Source organism: Kitasatospora sp. NPDC023120 (assembly GCF_055560835.1).
On sequence record NZ_JBVHHY010000033.1, the window covers coordinates 22,592 to 39,593 of the forward strand.

Here is a 17,002-nt window from a genome sequence, read left to right on the forward strand (position 1 = left end):
CGACGCGCCCGCGCGGCAGCCGACAGGGGCTCGCCGCAGTCCCCGCTCGCGTCCCCGCCGGCGCAGGCTCGGGCCGTTGGCAGAATTTCATCACAAATCAGGCCGGTTATGCCGCGATGGTGATCATTTAGGAGTACATGGCGAATGTACGGAATATTCCCCTGCCCTCCCGTCAGGTGTAGGATGCTGAACCCGCGGCTCCGTGCCGGGAGCAATATCAATGGGGGCAGGCATGGCTCGTGGATGGGAAGCCGATCCTTCTGCTTCGCTCGAGAAGCGCCTGGGAAAGTCCGCGAAAGAGCTCGGGACGTCCGAAGGCCGAGACGAATGCCCGGACATCTGGCAGCTCTCGAACGGCGATATCGCCGTGATCGGCCGCGACCTCACGGAGCACTACAGCAACCGCCTCCCCGACGGTGTCGTCCTGGGCCCGGGCGAGCGGCTCGTCGTCATTCCCGGCCTGATGCTGAGCGCGGCGAAAGCGGACATCGCGGATGTATGACCGGCGGGCCCCCGAGCTGCGGCCCGAGTGGGGCGAGGTCCTTGCCCGCCAGGACTACAAGCGCGACTTCCGCGAGCGGGACGCGCGGGTCCGCGGCCGCGACTCCTGGAAGCTGGAGCGGCGCCAGCACTTCGAGGAGCAGGGAAGCGCGAGCTGGGACGCCGTGCGCAGAGGCGACTGGAGCGAGGCGCTTCGCCTGCTCGAAGGCCGCCGCGAGGCGCTGCTCGCGATGGGCCGCGAGGACGAGGAGCGCCGGTCCTTCTTCCACCGCGTCCGGGTGGTCGAGAACCCGCTGACCACCTATCTGCAGTGGGAGCTGCATTCACTGCGGATCCGCGCCGAATGCGGAGAACGGATTCGCATCGTCGATGCCGGATCGATCACCGATTCCGGCGACGAGGAATCCGGCCCGTTGCCGGAAATCGTCATTCTCGGCGGCCTTACGGCCTACCAGGTCCGCTATTCGGAAACAGGGGCCCCACTCGGCGCCGTCCGTTACACCGATCCCGACATCGTCCTCCGCTGGGAGGACTACATCAAGGACCTCTACCGCACCGGCGAGGACGTACTGGCCTACTTCGACCGCGAAGTGGCCCGCCTCCCCCCGCCCACACGGAATCGGAGCACAGTGGCAGGCGAGAACGCTGGGGACACCAGCGGCCCCGGACGTACGCATTCCACCATGTCCGGGTCGTCGGCCCACGACGTCGTCCAGGCGCGGGACATCAGCGGCGGAATCCACTTCCACCGCCCACCCGACCACCAGGGCGCCGCCCCGAAACCCCGCCAGCTGCCCGCCGACGTCCGCGGCTTCGTCAACCGCGTCCACGAGCTCCACGCGCTCGACGCCACCCTGACCGGCGCGGCCGAAGGCCTCCCCGGCACGGGAACAGACGCGGGAACCGGCGCGGACACACGGACCGACGCGGCCGTCATCGTCATCGCCGGCACCGCCGGCGCCGGAAAGACCTCACTTGCCCTGCACTGGGCCCACCGGGCCCGCGACCGCTTCCCCGACGGACAGCTCTACGTCAACCTCCGCGGCTACGACCCCGGCCCGCCCGTCACCGCCCACGAAGCCCTCCACCGCTTCCTCACCTCCCTCGGCGTCCCCGCCCCGTCCGTCCCCACCGACCCCGACGCGGCCGCCGCCCTCTACCGCTCCCTCCTCGCCGACCGCCGCGTCCTCGTCGTCCTCGACAACGCCGCCACCGCGAGCCAGGTCCGCCCCCTCCTGCCCGGCAGCGCCGGCAGCCTCGTCCTCGTCACCAGCCGCAGCCGCCTGTCCGGCCTCGCCGTACGCGACGGCGCCCGCCGCCTCACCCTCGGCACCCTGCCCGAACCCGAGGCCGTCGCCCTGCTGCGCGCCGTCACCGCCGGCCACCGACCCGAAGACGCCCCAGAACAGCTCACCGAACTCGCCCGCCTCTGCGCCCAACTCCCCCTCGCCCTGCGCATCGCCGCCGAACGCGCCGCCAGCCTGCCCCACATGGGCCTCGACGACCTGATCGCCGACCTTCGCGACGAATCCGCCCTCTGGGACGCCCTCAGCGTCGGCGAGGACGAGGACGCCGACGCCGTCCGCACCGTCTTCGCCTGGTCCTACCGCGCCTTACCCGACCAGGTCGCCCGCCTCTTCCGCCTCCTCGGCCTCCACCCCGGCCCCGACTTCGGACTCCACGCCGCGGCCGCCCTCGCCCACCTCACCCCCAACCGCACCCGCCAACTCCTCGACTCCCTCGTCGGCGCCCACCTCGTCGAACAGAGCGCCCCCGACCGCTACCAGTTCCACGACCTCCTACGCGCCTACGCCACCGACCAGGCCCACCGCGAAGAAACCCCGGAAGAACGCCACGCCGCCCTGCGCCGCGTCCTCGACTGGTACCTGCACACCGCCGACGCCTCCCAGCGACGACTACGCCCCACCGAAGCCCGCGTCCCGCTCGACCCGCCCGCCGACGGGATCCAGCCGACCGCCCTCGCCGACTACAACACCGCCGTCGACTGGGCCGAACGCGAGCGCGCCAACCTCCTGTACGCCGTCCACACCGCCGCCGCCGCGGGCGAGGACCGCCGAACCTGGCAGCTCGCCGCCGTCCTCTGGAACGCCCAGGCCCCCTCCGCCCCCGGCGCCGACTGGCTCCCCGCAGGGCACGCAGGCCTCGCCGCCGCCGAACGCCTCGGCGACCACCACGCCCGCGCCCTGCTGCTCACCGACCTCGGCATGGCGTACACCCGGACCAACGCCCTCGACGACAGCCTGGAGCACCACCGCGCGGCGCTGACGCTCTGGCGCGACCTCGGCGACCGCCTCAACGAGGCGCACTCCCTCAACCTGATCGGCCTGGTCCACCTCCACCGCAGACAACTGACCGACGCCGCCCACCACTTCGAGCAGGCCCTCACCGCCTTCCGCCGGCAGGGCGAAGCGCACTGGGAGGCCACCACACTCGCCAACCTCGCCAGCACCCACTACCGCGCCGGCCGCCTGCCCGAAGCCACGGCCGCCGTCGACGAGGCACTCACCGCCCACCGCGCCCTGAAGAACCAACGCGGCGAGGGTAACGCCCTACGGCTGCGCAGCGACATCCTCCGCGAGGACGGCGACACGGCTGGAGCGCTCGCCGCCGCCCACGCCGCCCTCGACATCGCCCTCAACCTGAGGGACCACCGCCTCGAAGGCTTCTGGCTCCTCACCCTCGGCGACGCCCAACGCGCCGACGGACAGCACACCCACGCCCTGGAGTCCTACCAGCGCGCAGCCGCCCTCCACCGCCGCCTCGGCGACCGCAGCCGCGAAGCCCAGTCCTGGCACGGCACCGGCGAGACCTACCGCTGCCTCGACCGCCCCGCCGAAGCCGCCGCGTTCCTGCGCCGGGCCGCCGCCACCCACCACGACCTCGCCGACCCCTGGCACGAGGCCCTCGCCCTCGCCGCCCTCGCCGCAGCCCTGGCGGAAGGCGACCCGTCAGCGGCGCGACGGCACCGGCAGGACGCACTCGCCCTCCTGGCCACCTACGACGACCCGCGCGCGGCCGCGGTGCGGGACCGGATCGTGCGGCAACCGGAGAACGACTGACCGCATTTGCACCGCCCGGGCCGTGGCTCAAGCCCCCGCGATGCGGGGAGGACCGCCGTGCCAACTCGCTGTCGGGTCCCTTGTACGGCTGACCCCCGCGGATGCGGGGAGGACCCTTCGCGACTTGGGGTGATGCGGCGACTTTGCCACTTCTTTGCACTGTCTGCCGCGTTTGAGTCGTGCGAGCGTTTCAACGCTGGAGATGAGCTGTTGAGGTGTCAAAGAGCCTCTGAGATCCTCCCATGCGCTGTGGCGCCAGGGTGGGGTGTGGGTGGCATGTGGGCGGCGGTGATGCGGCGCGGCCTCTCCGACTTGGACACACCGAACAGCGGTGCGATCTGCCTCAGCGTGAGGTTGGTCCGCCAGTAGGCCGCGACCAGCAGGACTCGGTCTTCCAGTGGAAGGCTCCAGGGTCGGCCGGGCCGCACGGTGTCGGCATCTTCGCGGCGGAGCATCGTCATCAGCGTTATCCAGGAAGACTCCGACGCCGTGATCACACCAGCCATGCCAAGATCATTCCACTGCTTCAGGATCATCCTTCACGTAGGCAGCCCGGCAGCGTTCGACCTGCTCGGTGACCTGCTCCATGAACCAGCGCATGATCTCGTACGGGATGACGTGCTCGTCATGGCTGTGGATGTGGACGATCGGTTCCAGAGTCGGATCCTCGTCGGGGACGAACGCCGCCAGAAAGCCAACCCCGTGCGTATGAGTCGGTCTGCCGGGGATCTCGGCCCACGCTGCCGGCGCTGGCACGGCCTCGCTCAGCTCCAGGGTCCAGGCGTCGTCAGGTCCCGCGTAGAAGGACAAGACGGCGTAGTGACGGCCCGCGTGTTCTCTCAGCTCTGCTGGCATGTCCGCAGGCTGCCATAGCCGTCGGGCCGAAGTCGCGCGGATATCTGGCCGAGGACCCCGCTCCTCGGAGCCTCAGCCACGCGGCTCAACCAGCGGTTACGGGACAGCCCTTGTGCAAGACGGCCGCGGCGCCGGCTCCCAGCGGTCGGCCGGGGTGTGCGGAAGCCGTCGATCGCGGCAGACAGCTGGCCGACGCCGCACGGAACTTCGAGCAGGCGCTCGCCGCGTTCCGACTCCCGGACGACGCGCACTGGGAGGCCGCCACCCTCGCCAACGTTGCCGGAACCCCCCCCGGCAGGCGTGGGAGGAGACTTCCCGAACCGGGGCGATGAGGGGTTCCGGTAACGGGTGAAACAAGGGCCGTGGGCAGCGGATCACATGGGCGTGGTGGCACGGCTCCGGCCTCGGACCGGCCGCCGGTCTTACGAGTCTTCCCCGGGGCCGCGACACGAACGACAGCCGAGGGACGCGCGCGTAGCGCGGCCCGTCGGCAGTAGGGAGCGGAGACCTGTCCGTCGGCTGCCGGGCGGGAGCGCGGCGGACGGCCCCGCACCATCGGGACGAGGACGGCCGGCAGGTGTACGGCGCTGTGCCATCGGTTGAGGTGACCACGGTGGAGCTCCCGGCCGAGTACGGCCCAAATAGTATTCAGAATGGCCCGTTCGAGTGAATCATGGTATTCGCCGATGACACTCATGCGAACCATAGACACAATCGAGAACGAGTGCTCCGCGTGACGGAATTCGCGGAAAGCATGCCATCGCCGGAGGTTCGCCATGAACAATTGCTCTGCCGTCGATACCCGGGCCGCGCTCGCTTTCCTGCAGAACAGCGGGCTGATCGACATGAACACCACTCTGGAGCAGCTGGTCAGTGCGACCACCACGCTCGGAGAAGTGGCCGGCTATGTGCTGGCCTGGGACAAGTACGTGCTTGTCGTCCCGTCCGTGGCCGCCGAGGCCTAGCCTGCGACCGCGTCGTGCGGGGTGTCCCGTGCCAGGCGAAACGCGGTCAGGGTCGGATGGCATCGATTCATCAGGGGGACGACTGTGACCGGCATGTGGCGCACGGTGGAGCGGGCGGCGGTCTCCTGGCTCGCGGCGCACCGCACCCGCTTCGACCCCGGCACCGCCGACAAGGGGCGCGTGCTGTTCGTCCGCAAGGCGCTCGTCGAGGTCGCGTTGCTGGTCGGGCTGCGCGCCCGGGCGGGGGCTGGGTCCTTCGACGGCGATGACGCCGACTACCGGACCCTGTCCGACCAGGTCGCCGAGGTGGCGTCGCGTGCCTCGTACCGTGAGCTCGTCGCACGCGACGAGCGGGCCCTGCTGCTGTACGCGGGCACCTACGCGTCGCAGAGGTTGTGCGGGAAGCGCGATGACGAATTCGAGCGCCTGATCGGGCAAGCGGTCGCCGGACGCTATGCGGCCTGCTTCGAGCGCATTCCCTTCCGGCAGCTGGACCTGCTGCACACACTGGAGTTGTCCGGAATCGACCACGGAATGCCGGCGGACAGTGCCGTACTGCCTTTCTCCCTGCTCTGTGCGGACCCGTCGGTACTCAAGCTGAGCGACGGCGATATCTACGCGATCACGCACACCGTGTTCTACGCCACCGATTTCGGTCGGCGCATTCCGCGGTGGCCCGCCGGATTCGATCTGCCCCGGGCCGTGGAACTGCTGGAGGCACTCAGTCTCCTGTGCCGCCGCAGGGAGAACGCCGACCTCGTCGCCGAGTTGCTCTGCTGCCTGCTGTGCCTGGGGCTCCACGACTCGCCCGAGGTGGCACGGGCCTGGGCGTATCTCGCCGATGTGCAGGAACCCGGCGGGCGGGTCGCGGGGCCCGAAGGCATCCTTCCGCCGGAACTCGAGAGCGGCGACGCGGAGTACCGCGACTGGGCCACGGGCTACCACACCACGATCGTCGCCGCGCTGGCCGGGCACCTCGCCCGCGACGCGGCCGTCGTCCGGCAGCCGCGTCCCTCGCCTGCCCGGGCCACCGACCACGGACGGCTCGACGCCGCGATCCGGTGTGCCACCGCCTGGCTGACCGACGCCGCCGCCGAAGCGACCTTCGACGACGCGGTCCCGGCAACGGGCGCGGCCGCGCGAGCCGCACACGCGCTGGGGGAGCCGCAACTCGCCGCCCGGGCGCTCACCGGGCTGGCGCAACGCGCCGAGGACGCCGTCGACCAGCCGGTGGCCTGGGGCCGGCACGGCGTCGACGCCGTTGCCGAATGCGCGCGCGGCCTTTCGGCCTGCGGAGTGACCTGCGCCTCCCTCGACCGCTTCCTGACCGACACGGCAGCAGCGCTCACCGGACTGACCGCCGTTCCCGCGACCGCGGCCGGCGGAGTCGCCCGGCTGCGGGATCTGGGCCGGCTCACCGAGCAGCAGGCGGGCTCCCTCCTCGTGTCCGCGGACCCCGCGAGCCTGCTGGCCGAGAACCACGAGCCCGCGGTCACCGCCGCAGCCCTCGCGCGGTACGCCGACGCCCGACCGCACTGCCTCGGTGGTGACGCCCTCATCTGGCACTCCGTCGCGGAACGGTTCGCGGCCGCGCTGCCGGCCGCCTGCCGGAACTACCGACTCGAAGAAGTCGCCGCGCTCCTCCAAGGGCTGGGCCTGCTCGGCTGGGCCGATCACCGGATCACCCACGACGGGGTCGACTTCCTGCTCCGCCAACAGCACCCCACCGGCGCCTTCGGCTACCCGGCGCACGACGGCCACCGGGAACGGGCGACGGCGCTCCGCATCTGGACCCAGAACTGCGTCGTCGCCCTGTCGAGCCTGTACGACGCGCAGCAGGGCGACCAGCGTCGAGTGCGACCCGGCGAGAGTCCGTACTGCTCACGCCGAACCGCGGGTTGAGCCGCGCACGGGGCTTCCCCGGGGTGTGGACACCGGGTGCTGTATCTGCCGTCCCGGTGGGGACGGCACGCGCTGGGTCTCGCCACCTGCCGATGGCGAACCGCGAGGCGCCCACCCCCGTGGGCCCCTCGTGGCGGAGCCGGTCAGGTGCGCGGGGCGGTGCCGGACTGCTTCTGCCAGCGCGTGCCGATGGTCCGCAGCAGGCTGTCGTAGACGCCGAGGTAGCGGAAGGGCTTGATGACGGCCATGTAGAGGTGGCCGAACGGGCCGTTGGGTTTGACGAGGACGGCCATCTGGCCGCGGTGGCCGCCGGAGCCGTCGGGGACCCAGCCGAGGTGCAGCACGCCGTGCATGGTGCGGTTCGCGATCTCGGCCGCCCACTCGTCGTCGGTCTGGTAGACGGCCGTGAAGCGGGGGTTGCGGGATGGCGGGAGCTCCCCGCGGAGGTCCTCCGGCAGGCGGTCGCGCAGGGTGGGCACGCGTGCGCCGAGGCCCGCGTCCGGCCTGTCCCAGCCGAACAGCGCCCCGAGCTTCCAGCGGATCGCGAAGAGTGCGCGGGCGACGGGCGAGGTGAGGAAGGGCTCCTGCCGGGCGGGTCCACTGTCGGTGAACACGCGGACGAGGCGCGGGAAGTCGTCGGGGCCGCCCGGGGTGGGCAGGGCCCACACGTCCTCGACGCGGAAGTCGTGCGCGACGGCGTGGATGCGCCAGGGACGGGTGGTGTGGGCGGTCCTGGGCAGTCTCATGGCCGAACCCCTGTCTATACGGTGGCGTATGGACCTAAGGTAGAAGAAATATACGGAGGCGTCTATACGGACCCGTATATCCGCCGTGAGCAAGGAACCAGGAAGGCACCACATGGGCGTGACCCGTACGCCGCGCGACGCGTGGATCGCGCGCGGGCTGGAGGCGCTGGCCGTCGGAGGCCCGGACGCGGTGCGCGTCGAGGTGCTGGCACAGGCGCTCGGGGTCAGCAAGGGCGGCTTCTACGGCTACTTCCGCAACCGGGACGCGCTGCTGGAGGAAATGCTCGACACCTGGGAGCGGGAAGCCGCGGAGGCGGTGATCGAGGAGGTCGAGGGTGGCGGCGGGGACGCCAGGGCCCGGCTGGACCGGCTGTTCACGATCACCGCGGCCGCCGACGGGCCGGCCCGTGGCGTCGCCCTCGAGCTCGCGATCCGCGACTGGGCGCGACGGGAGGCGTCCGTGGCGGAGCGGCTGCGGCGGGTGGACAACCGGCGGATGGAGTACCTGCGTTCACTGTTCGGCTCGTTCTGCGCGGACGAGGAGGAGGTCGAGCTGCGGTGCATGCTGACCTTCTCGATCCGGCTCGGCAGCCATCTCATCGCCGCCGAGCACGGGGGGCTGAGCCGCGGACAGGTGATGGAGCTGGCCAGGAAACGGCTCCTGGCCTAGGCACAGTCCGGCAGTCCGCTGGTCGATCGCAGGAGAGCGGGACCGGGCAGTCCGCGTCAGGTGAACTGGCGCCTGCGCGAGCTTGCGATCAGTCTTCGGGTCCGCCCTCATCCGAGGACGGACCCGGTACGACCGTGCTCGTTGCGAGCAGGCAACTTGCCGACGAGTCAGCGGACGTCGGTCTGGCCCTACCCGCCGATCGTCAGGTTCGGACCGTACCCGGAGAGGCTGCGGGAGCCGTTCGAGGGGGTGGTCCGGCCGGTCGAGCGCGGCCTCCCGATAGTGCGCCAAGACTGTCCCGGCGAACAGCCGGAGGGCGCACATGGCGCGTGCCGTTCGGTGGACCTCTGGGCGCGCTTCACGACTTGGCCGCCCCGTACGTTCTGGACGATCACCCCGACCTGCTCTTTGAGGTCTGGGGCACGCACGAGAAGGCAGGACCGCTCCTCAAGTCCGCCAGCCGCACGGGCTACCCTGCGATCGGGCTCGCCCACGCACTCGGACCCGAGCGGTTCGGCGCATTGCCCGCTGGCCCCTCGACGGCCCCGAACCGCCGGATGCGCCCGCGTAGGCCGGAGACCACCCGCCACACCGGGCCGCAGACCGCCCTACCGGGCCCCGGCGACCGCCGCCACCGCCCGCGAACCCGCCACCGCCTGCGAACCCGCCGGCGACCCTGCGCGGACGACCCTCGGTGACCCCGCTGCCCCCGACGGTCGGCGCACTGCCACCGCCAGCCTGCGCGGCTGCGGCGCGGTCGGCGCCCTGAGGCCCGCGAACACGTCACCGTAGACGGGCACCGGCGCCGGCGCGGGAGCCTTCGCCCAGGTGCTGCGCCTGGCCGCGCCGAGCCGCTGGGCGTCCTCGTAGGCCTGCCGGAGAAGCACCGTCAGGTCGGTGACCTCGGACCTCAGCCTGGTGACCTCCGCGTCCAGGGCTCCGGTGCGGCTGTGGGTGTCGTCCAGCCGTTCCGCCAGCTCGACGGTCAGCGCCGTCCTCGGGCCGGTCGCGTTCAGCGCCCGCCACCGCAGCTCGTCGAGCCGACCGCGCAGGGCCTCGGCATCAGCGGGGTCGGCGGCGGTGAAAGCCGCGAACCCGTCGACGAACTCCCGGGGCGGGATCCTGCGGCCGCTCAGGTACCGGGACATCGTGGCGGGGCTGACGAAGACCGCCATGGCGGCCTGCCGCAGGGAACAGCCCTGGGCGAGGAACCGTTCCCGAAGGGCGTCGGCAAGCTCTGCGGCCTCCGCCGGGAGGCGGTGGTCGAGCGAGCCGAGCCGCTTCGCGGGACGCCTCTCCGAGACCCCGGCCGACCGCTCCGGCGCCGCCGTCGGGCGGCCCCCGTCCCGGGCCGCGCCGGAAGCCTGCCGCCGCAGTCTGTGCCAGGCGTCGCGGTACTGGGCGGGGACGTCCTGTCCGGAGCCTCGGCCCCCGTACACGGCCCCGAAGTGCAGGCAGGCGTGGACGAAGCCGGTGACCAGGGGAAGCGAGGGCAGACTGCGGCGGTTCGGGTTGAGCGCGTCGCCCACGGTGCTGCGGCCCACCCGGGCGCCGAGCAGGCCGGCCACGTGCCGGGCGATCCAGCCCAGTGACGGGTCGCCGGCCCAGGCCTTCAGGTCGCGCAGGCAGCGCACGAACTCGCCCACTGTCCGGCAGCCGGTCGGCTCGGGGCGCAGTCCCGGGCCGGATCCCGCCGGGTCGGCCGCGGTGTGTCGGGCGCGGGCGACGCTCCACTGCGCAGACCAGACTTCCGGGTCGCCGCCGCAGGCGCTGCCATAGGCTACGGTCAGCTCCAGGCTGGGCAGCCGTCTGCCGGAGGCGGCCTGGGAGAGCGCCGAGACCGAGAAGCCGGTCCGGCGCGCCAGCGCCTTGTAGGGCGGCAGTCCCGCCTCCTCCCGGGCCCGGCGCAGCAGCATGGCGAGCCCCGCGTAGGGGGCCCGCGGATCGATGGGGTTCTCACGACGTGGCACGGCGCACCTCCTCACGGTGCGCGGCGGTGCCGCAGGAGCGCGGCACCGCCGCGGTGGACACGGGACCGGACCGTCAGGAGGACTGGCCGAGCTCGCGCGCGACCGCGCCCATGGCGAGGACCGCCGCGACGGCGGCCTGGACGTCGTAGCCCAGGACGACGAGCACGACGACCGTGACACCGGTCGGGACGATCCAGGGCACGCCGAGCGTGCGGCCCCCGGGGAGGTGGATGCAGAACGCGGTCCCGCTAGCGGGCACCCGCGAGGGATGACGGCGCATGGCCATGGTGATCATGTCCTTTGGTCCGGACGGTACTTGACGGTTCATCACGGGTTGCCGCCCGCGACGCGCCCAGCGTTTCACGGCCGCCCGGCACCGCCGCAATGGCCTGGGGCGGGCGTTTTTCCACCGGCCGTCCGGGGCGGCCCCTAAGTCGGCCCGGACGGCGGCCGAGCATGTTTCGTCCGAACCGGCAAAGGGTGGACAACCTCGACATCCCCGCAGGCCGGAGGTGCCGTTGTGCACCGCCGTCCGGTCTTGTTTGCGAAACAGTTCCCGCCTTGGGCAACACCCGGTCGCCTGCCGAAGGTGGCTGCGGCGCTCCCTCCCGGAGCCGCCCACCACGGCGCCCCGATCCCTTGGTCCGGACGGTCGCCGCGCACCACCCGAGGCCCGCCTGTTGCCGCAGGCCCCTCACCCCGCCCGGCGGTGCCGCACCTCGCGGCACCGCCGGCGGCGTTCCTGCCGCTGCCGGGGCCTGTCACCTGGGTCGTTGCGGCAGATTCTCGCGCGTTCGGGGAGGACTTGCCTGCCAGTCCGGTGATGAATGCGAGCGACGCCTGGCCCCCGCAGGTGTCAAGGGAACGCGGTCGAGCCTCGGAGAACCCGCAGTACTCGGTGACGAACTCGGGCACGGAGCCTTCTGCACCCGAAGGACCGGTGACCCACCGGGTGCAGGGCTTGGCCTTCATGCCGTGGCCGGCCTGTGACCGAACCGGTCAGGTCTGCCGGGCCAGCCGGTACGGACCCAGGTAGTAGCTGAGCGCGGCATGCGACGGGCCGTCCGAGATCTCGCCGCCCGTCAGCAGCTTGACCACCTCGGACTGCGGCAGCCACTCCACGCGGGTCGCCTCGGACACGTCCTGCGGCGTGCTCACCTCGGTGCAGCCGGTCACGTGGTACGAGCGGAAGTGGGCGTCCGAGATGCCGGCCATGGCGTCGTACTCGGTCAGCAGCTCGACACGGCCGGGCCGCCAGCCGGTCTCCTCCTCGACCTCCCGGGCGATCGCGGCCGCGGGGGCCTCACCGGGTTCCGCCCACCCGGCCGGCACCTCCCACCCCCAGCGGCCGGTGATGAACCGGTGCCGGTAGCGGAGGAGGAACTCGCCCTGCTCATTGAGTGGTGTGCATCGTGAAGTTGCCGGTCACGGGCCTGGTGTGAGGGTCGGGAGAGCTACTCGCGCTGGTCGTCGGCGGGTGTCCATGGCGAAGATCGTCTGACATGTCGTTGGGGGCCGTCTTCGGGTTCTGCTGCGCTTGCTGCGGTACCGCTCTTACGATCCGTGGCCGGGCCGGTACGCCGGAAGAGCGTGGGAGGGTGCGGGGATGCAGGAGTTGGAGTGGATCGCGGCTCGCCGGAGTGAACTGGACACGCTTGCTGCGGAGTTGGCCAAGCAGCTGCAGGAGGTCCAGGCCGAGAGGGAGGAGCTCGTGATCGCCGAGCGGGTCCTGAACCGGCTGGACGAGCAGGACCGGGCCGCGGCGGAGGCCGCCGCGGCCGTCGCCCCGACTCCCGCCCGGGTGGCGGGGCGGGCGGTTCTGCTGATCCCGCACCGCAGCGAGACTCCCGACGAGGCCGCCCTGCCCGGCGACTACCGCGAGATCCTGGCGATCGTGCGGGCCGCCGATGGCCCGGTACAGGTCAGGGGCGTCGGCGAGGAGCTGGGCCTGGAGGTGACGGCGCGCGGCAAGCTGGAGCCCTTGCGCGCGAAGCTGACCAAACTCGCCGACCGCGGCTGGCTGCACAAACGCCCCGACGGCAGGTTCACCGCACGCCCGTAGCCGCGCCGCCGGCGGGCGTCTGAGGGCCGTAACCGACGTGCCTCCGGCGGCAGTTGAGTTTGGTGTGAAGAAAAACAACGGTCTCGCCGGGGGCCCTGACGGCCTTGTCTACACTGCCCGCCTGCCGCTGTCGAGTGCGACCCTGAACTGGCTCGCCAGCCTGATACGCAGCCACTGCAAGAAGCTCGGCTCGCGGTGGCGGGCCCTGCCCGCGGGGAAGATCGCCGCCATCGTGCTCGCGGTGCTGCGCTGTGACCAGCGGCCGGGCGACCTGGCCGGCGGCAACGGGATACACCGCACCACCGTGACCCGGTGGGTCAGGGAGGCCGTCGGCCTGCTGGCCGCCCGCGCCCCGCGCCTGGACCGCGCCCTGAAGAAGGTCACCCGAACGGGGGGCGGGGTGGTCCTGCTGGACGGTTCGCTGATCCGCACCCGGCGGCGCACCGGGACACAGAACCGGAAGAACTACTCCGGCAAGCACCAACACCATGGCCTGCTCGTGATCGCGCTCACCGACGACCAGGGCCGCTTGGTGTGGGTCTCGGCGGCCCGGCCCGGACGCACCTCGGAGATCACAGCCTGCCGTCACGACCGGCTCACCGTCAGGCTGCGGGCGGCCGGCCTCGGAGCCATTGCTGACCTGGGATTCGTCGGGCGCGACGATAGCGGTCCCGACGCCGGCCCGGCGGTGATCACCGGCTACAAGGCCGCCCGGAACCGGCCGCTGACGCGCGGGCAGAAGCTGTCCAACAAGGCCCTTGCCGCGGTACGGGCGCCGGTCGAGCACGGTTTCGCCCACCTGAAGAACTGGCGCGTCCTCGGCAAGGTACGCACCGACCCGAAGTGGGCGACCGCCCTGGTGAGGGCTCTGCTGGTCCTGACGAACCGCGAAGTCTCCCGGTGACCGACGATCTTCGCCGAAGCGTGACGGGCGCCGATGGCACCGGGCCGCCGCCCGCCGCCTACGGCGTTTTCTGGTGCCATCCGTGCGTGAACCGGACCGGGACCTCCTGGCGTACCTCCTGCTCGACCACCCGCGCAACGGCTGCTGTGCCGTCGGCGAGCCGCTGGTGGCGCAGGCCGTGCGCCGGTGCTACGCCAAGCAGGTTGACACCGTTCGGCAGCTGCTGGGCGACGACGAGGCCGTGCGGCGCTGGTTCGGCGCCGGAATGCTCGACAACGTGGTCGCCGTGCTGGGCCTGGCCGACATCGATGAGCCGTGGGCGCACGTCCTCACCGCTCGATGACCCGCCACCGGCAGTTCGGCGACGACGGCCCCGAGTCTTCCTCGTAGACCAGATCGGCCGGTGGCACTCGGCTTCTTCGCCCAGCCGCGGGCAGGCTGCTTCAGGGTCAGCCTCCTCCCGGGCGGGCGCCGGGGCGACGGCCGCGGCGGCCTCCGCCCCGGCCCGGGCCTGCTCGTCCAGCCGGTTCAGGACCCGCTCGGCGATGCGCAGCAGGGACCCGAGGACGGCCCCGAACGACATGTCAGACGATCTTCGCCATGGACACCCGCCGACGACCAGCGCGAGTAGCTCTCCCGACCACACACCAGACCCGTGACCAGCAACTTCACGATGCACACCACTCATTGTGACGACGGCGGTGGTCGACGCCTTGGGGTAGCGGACGACGTGGTGGTCGGTCCGGCCGACGCCGGGCACCTCGACGTCGTCGAGCCACATCTCGACCCATGGACTGCCGTACACCCGCCGACGCCCGAACGTCTCCCACACCACGGTCGGACTCCACACGCGCACAAGTTGCGCTCCGACTCTCTCACGCAGGCGTCCAGCTCCAGCACGGGTCTCTCGCGAGCCCATGGGGCAAGGGCCTTCTGCAGCGCCCGAGCTCGCAGGACGAGCGCACGATCGTGGCGCTCGCCAGGCCGAGGGCGTCCCTCGCGATGGTGCACGCCTCGTCGACGTCTCCCTGTCCAGGCTTTGCCATTTCTTGACTGATGGGATTGCCAGCGACGGAGAACCTTCCACCGCTGTGGGGCGGAAGCGGCGTGTCGCTGGCACGGTTGGGCTGTTGAGGAGTCAAAGAGCACCTGACATCGTGCCACGTGCACCTGAAAGCTGTGTCTCGGTTGGTCGTCCGATTTGGGGAGGACGCTGAGCCCTGGTGACCCGCTATGGGCCCGCGAACGAGCAGTGGTGTCCCGCCCCACCCGAACGGTGGGGCGGGACACCACGGATGCGTCAGCTGCTGGTCGTCAGCAGACGGTTGGCCAGGGCGTCGGCGAGGCGGTAGGCCTCGTCGGCCGAGAGGGTACGGCAGATAGCGTCTGCCAGTTCCTCGACGTTGTGCCAGTCGACGTTGCCGAGATCCGCCTGCGGGGTGGCGGTTGCCGGCTTCTCGCGCTGCTCCGGCATCGGGAGCGGCTCGGAATTTTCCGCGGAAAATCGGTCGGTGCTCGAAGCGGGCTCAGCGTCCGCGCGCGGAGCCTGCGGGGCGGGCTCCGGCCGGGGCGCGGCGGGGACCGCAGGCTCCGCCCTCGACGGCGTCGCCTCTGCGACCGGCTGGGCGGCCGGCTGGGCGGCCGGCGTAGGCGTGACCACCGGCTGCGGAGCCGGCGCGGCAGAAGGTACGTCCGCAGGAGCGGCCTTGGCCGCGGCCTTCGCCTCCAGCCTCGCCGCCCGCTTCGCTGCCACCGCGTCCGCGTCGGACTGGAGCAGCTGATCCAGCTCGGCTGCCTGCTCGGCCAAGGACATCTCCTCGATGCCCTTCACCGACCCCAGACGCCGCGCGACGTTGATGGAGATACCCTCCTCGCCACGCGCCTTGGCCCGCACCTGGCGCTGCAGCTCCGGGTGGAGCTTCAGCAGGTTCTTGCGGTGCGAGATCCAGCTCTGGGACCAGCCCTCCGCCTCGGCGGCCTCCTTGGCGGACGGGTACTGCGCCACGATGAGCAGGACCGCGTTGGCCTCCTCGATCGGGTCGAAGTCCTTGCGCGCCATGTTCTCGTCGAGCGCCGCCCGCAGCAGGGTCGCCTTGGACTCCGCCACCGTGTCGTCGACGACGACCAGCAGTTGCTCCCGCCCGTACAGCTGCGCCGCTGCGCGGCGGCGGTTGCCGTTGACGATGACCACGTCCTGCGGACCCGCACCGAGCACCTGCCGGTCCTCCGGCCACAGCCGCAGGTAGGCGTCGGGGGTGACGGCGAGGCAGCTCTGCAGCTGGCGGTCCTTGATGCTCGCCAGGTCGGAGAGGTCGCCCAGCTCGTCGCGGGGGTTGCGGGGGTTGGGCAGGCAGTTGGCGGTGGGGACCCACCGCGCCGGGGTGTCCTTGGTGCTGTCCACACCCGGGGCGTCGACGACCGGGTCGGCGGCCATCGACGCGAAGGAGACACGACGGCCTGCCATCAGCGACCCCCGTACCCGAGCTCGAGGGACAGGCGGAAGAAGTCCTCGCGCGCCCGGTAGGCGGTGCCGCTCTCCTTGTACTGGGTGACGACGGTGCCCTCGGCGACCGCCCGCGAGTGGATCTTGTAGCGGCGAAGGACGGTCTTGGCACGAGGCCAGCCCTTCGCCGCGATGTACGCCTCGGTGTCCTCGAGGTCGGCGCGGCCGTCCCGAGGGTCCCAGTTGTTGACGACGATTCGGAAGGGGATGTCCATCGGCTCGATGACCTTCTGGATCGTCCGGGCCGTCGGGTCGAAGCACAGCGGCTCGGTGATCATCGGGACCAGGACGTCGTCCGCGATCTCCAGAGCCCGGCGCAGGATCTCCTCGTCGGCCAGGGTGCCCGGCGTGTCGATGAAGATGTGCTCGTACTCGTCCTTCTCGCCGAGGACGTCGAAGGTGCACGCCGCGAGGTTGACCGTGGTGGTGGTCTTGCCCACGCCGCCCTTCTGGTTGGCGATGACGTGGATCTTCGCGCCGGTCTTCTTCAGGTGGATCAGCTGGTCGGCCTGCTCGTGCGCCGCCATGAAGTCGAAGGGCAGGTTGTCTCCCACCCGCTCCGCCCAGACGACGGCGGACCCCTGGGGGTCGGTGGACACGACAAGCACAGATGGCTTCATGATGTTCCGTTCTCTCCGTGGGCTTCCCGGGCGGTGTTGCCCGGTACTGCGGATGCCCGCCGCCAAAGCCATGGACGGCGGACGGGGAACAGCATTCCAGATGATCAGGTAGGGGCCTGACGCGACCCGCGTGTTATTGAGCACAATGATCGGATCGATTCCGCATCGAGACCTGACTACTCCTCTCCGAAGTGGGTCCTGACCTTTTTCTCGACGGGCATGGA

General features: G+C 71.5%; 14 protein-coding genes and 2 pseudogenes. 8 read left to right on the forward strand and 8 right to left on the reverse strand.

Annotated features, from left to right (window positions below; genetic code table 11):
* The first annotated feature begins 232 nt into the window (after nt 1-232).
* Entirely contained in the window at nt 233-502 is a 270-nt protein-coding gene (locus ACZ3TI_RS34720; protein ID WP_465733534.1) for a hypothetical protein, read from the forward strand.
* Entirely contained in the window at nt 495-3,581 is a 3,087-nt protein-coding gene (locus tag ACZ3TI_RS34725; RefSeq protein ID WP_465733432.1) for an ATP-binding protein, read from the forward strand. Before ACZ3TI_RS34720 ends, ACZ3TI_RS34725 begins: the two co-directional genes overlap by 8 nt.
* Before the next feature lie 269 nt (nt 3,582-3,850).
* On the opposite strand, the pseudogene ACZ3TI_RS34730 reads toward ACZ3TI_RS34725, so the two are convergent.
* Nucleotides 3,851-4,087, reverse strand: a pseudogene (locus ACZ3TI_RS34730) (helix-turn-helix domain-containing protein); the annotation flags it as partial.
* A gap of 7 nt (nt 4,088-4,094) precedes the next feature.
* Nucleotides 4,095-4,436 (reverse strand): hypothetical protein, encoded by a 342-nt coding sequence (locus ACZ3TI_RS34735; RefSeq protein ID WP_465733434.1) that lies wholly within the window; start codon nt 4,434-4,436, stop codon nt 4,095-4,097.
* 776 nt (nt 4,437-5,212) lie between these two features.
* Between ACZ3TI_RS34735 and ACZ3TI_RS34740 the strand changes: the two genes are divergently transcribed.
* A complete protein-coding gene (locus ACZ3TI_RS34740; RefSeq protein WP_465733436.1) occupies nt 5,213-5,401 on the forward strand; it encodes a hypothetical protein in 189 nt (62 codons plus the stop codon).
* Nucleotides 5,402-5,494: 93 nt separating this feature from the next.
* Complete coding sequence (locus tag ACZ3TI_RS34745) at nt 5,495-7,303, forward strand: DUF6895 family protein (protein ID WP_465733438.1); 1,809 nt, start codon at nt 5,495-5,497, stop codon at nt 7,301-7,303.
* Nucleotides 7,304-7,446: 143 nt separating this feature from the next.
* On the opposite strand, the gene ACZ3TI_RS34750 is transcribed toward ACZ3TI_RS34745, so the two are convergent.
* The gene (locus ACZ3TI_RS34750) at nt 7,447-8,049 is read right to left on the reverse strand and encodes a DUF2867 domain-containing protein (protein ID WP_465733440.1); all 603 of its coding nucleotides are present in this window, start codon (nt 8,047-8,049) and stop codon (nt 7,447-7,449) included.
* Between the two features lie 112 nt (nt 8,050-8,161).
* On the opposite strand from ACZ3TI_RS34750, the gene ACZ3TI_RS34755 reads away from it, so the two are divergent.
* Nucleotides 8,162-8,719, forward strand: coding sequence for a TetR/AcrR family transcriptional regulator (locus tag ACZ3TI_RS34755; protein WP_465733442.1), 558 nt, complete (start codon nt 8,162-8,164; stop codon nt 8,717-8,719).
* 608 nt (nt 8,720-9,327) lie between these two features.
* Here the strand turns inward: ACZ3TI_RS34755 and ACZ3TI_RS34760 are convergent.
* The 3 genes and pseudogenes from ACZ3TI_RS34760 to ACZ3TI_RS34770 all read right to left on the reverse strand — a co-directional run.
* Entirely contained in the window at nt 9,328-10,689 is a 1,362-nt protein-coding gene (locus tag ACZ3TI_RS34760) for a helix-turn-helix domain-containing protein (RefSeq protein ID WP_465733444.1), read from the reverse strand.
* Nucleotides 10,690-10,762: 73 nt separating this feature from the next.
* Nucleotides 10,763-10,975: a hypothetical protein gene (locus ACZ3TI_RS34765; protein WP_465733446.1), complete on the reverse strand. Its 213-nt coding sequence runs from the start codon at nt 10,973-10,975 to the stop codon at nt 10,763-10,765.
* Between the two features lie 713 nt (nt 10,976-11,688).
* A pseudogene (locus tag ACZ3TI_RS34770) lies at nt 11,689-12,084 on the reverse strand (NUDIX hydrolase); the annotation flags it as partial.
* Between the two features lie 211 nt (nt 12,085-12,295).
* Here ACZ3TI_RS34770 and ACZ3TI_RS34775 point away from each other — a divergent pair.
* The 3 genes from ACZ3TI_RS34775 (at nt 12,296) to ACZ3TI_RS34785 (ending at nt 13,998) form a co-directional block, all read left to right on the forward strand.
* Entirely contained in the window at nt 12,296-12,751 is a 456-nt protein-coding gene (locus ACZ3TI_RS34775; RefSeq protein ID WP_465733448.1) for a hypothetical protein, read from the forward strand.
* A 64-nt stretch (nt 12,752-12,815) separates the two neighbouring features.
* Nucleotides 12,816-13,655, forward strand: a complete 840-nt coding sequence (locus ACZ3TI_RS34780) for a transposase family protein (RefSeq protein WP_465733536.1) — start codon at nt 12,816-12,818, stop codon at nt 13,653-13,655.
* 82 nt (nt 13,656-13,737) lie between these two features.
* The gene (locus ACZ3TI_RS34785; RefSeq protein ID WP_465733450.1) at nt 13,738-13,998 is read left to right on the forward strand and encodes a hypothetical protein; all 261 of its coding nucleotides are present in this window, start codon (nt 13,738-13,740) and stop codon (nt 13,996-13,998) included.
* A gap of 957 nt (nt 13,999-14,955) precedes the next feature.
* On the opposite strand, the gene ACZ3TI_RS34790 is transcribed toward ACZ3TI_RS34785, so the two are convergent.
* Together ACZ3TI_RS34790 and ACZ3TI_RS34795 are read right to left on the reverse strand one after the other, a co-directional pair.
* Complete coding sequence (locus ACZ3TI_RS34790) at nt 14,956-16,119, reverse strand: ParB/RepB/Spo0J family partition protein (protein ID WP_465733452.1); 1,164 nt, start codon at nt 16,117-16,119, stop codon at nt 14,956-14,958.
* A complete protein-coding gene (locus tag ACZ3TI_RS34795) occupies nt 16,119-16,757 on the reverse strand; it encodes a ParA family protein (protein WP_402223622.1) in 639 nt (212 codons plus the stop codon). Before ACZ3TI_RS34795 ends, ACZ3TI_RS34790 begins: the two co-directional genes overlap by 1 nt.
* Nucleotides 16,758-17,002 lie beyond the last annotated feature (245 nt).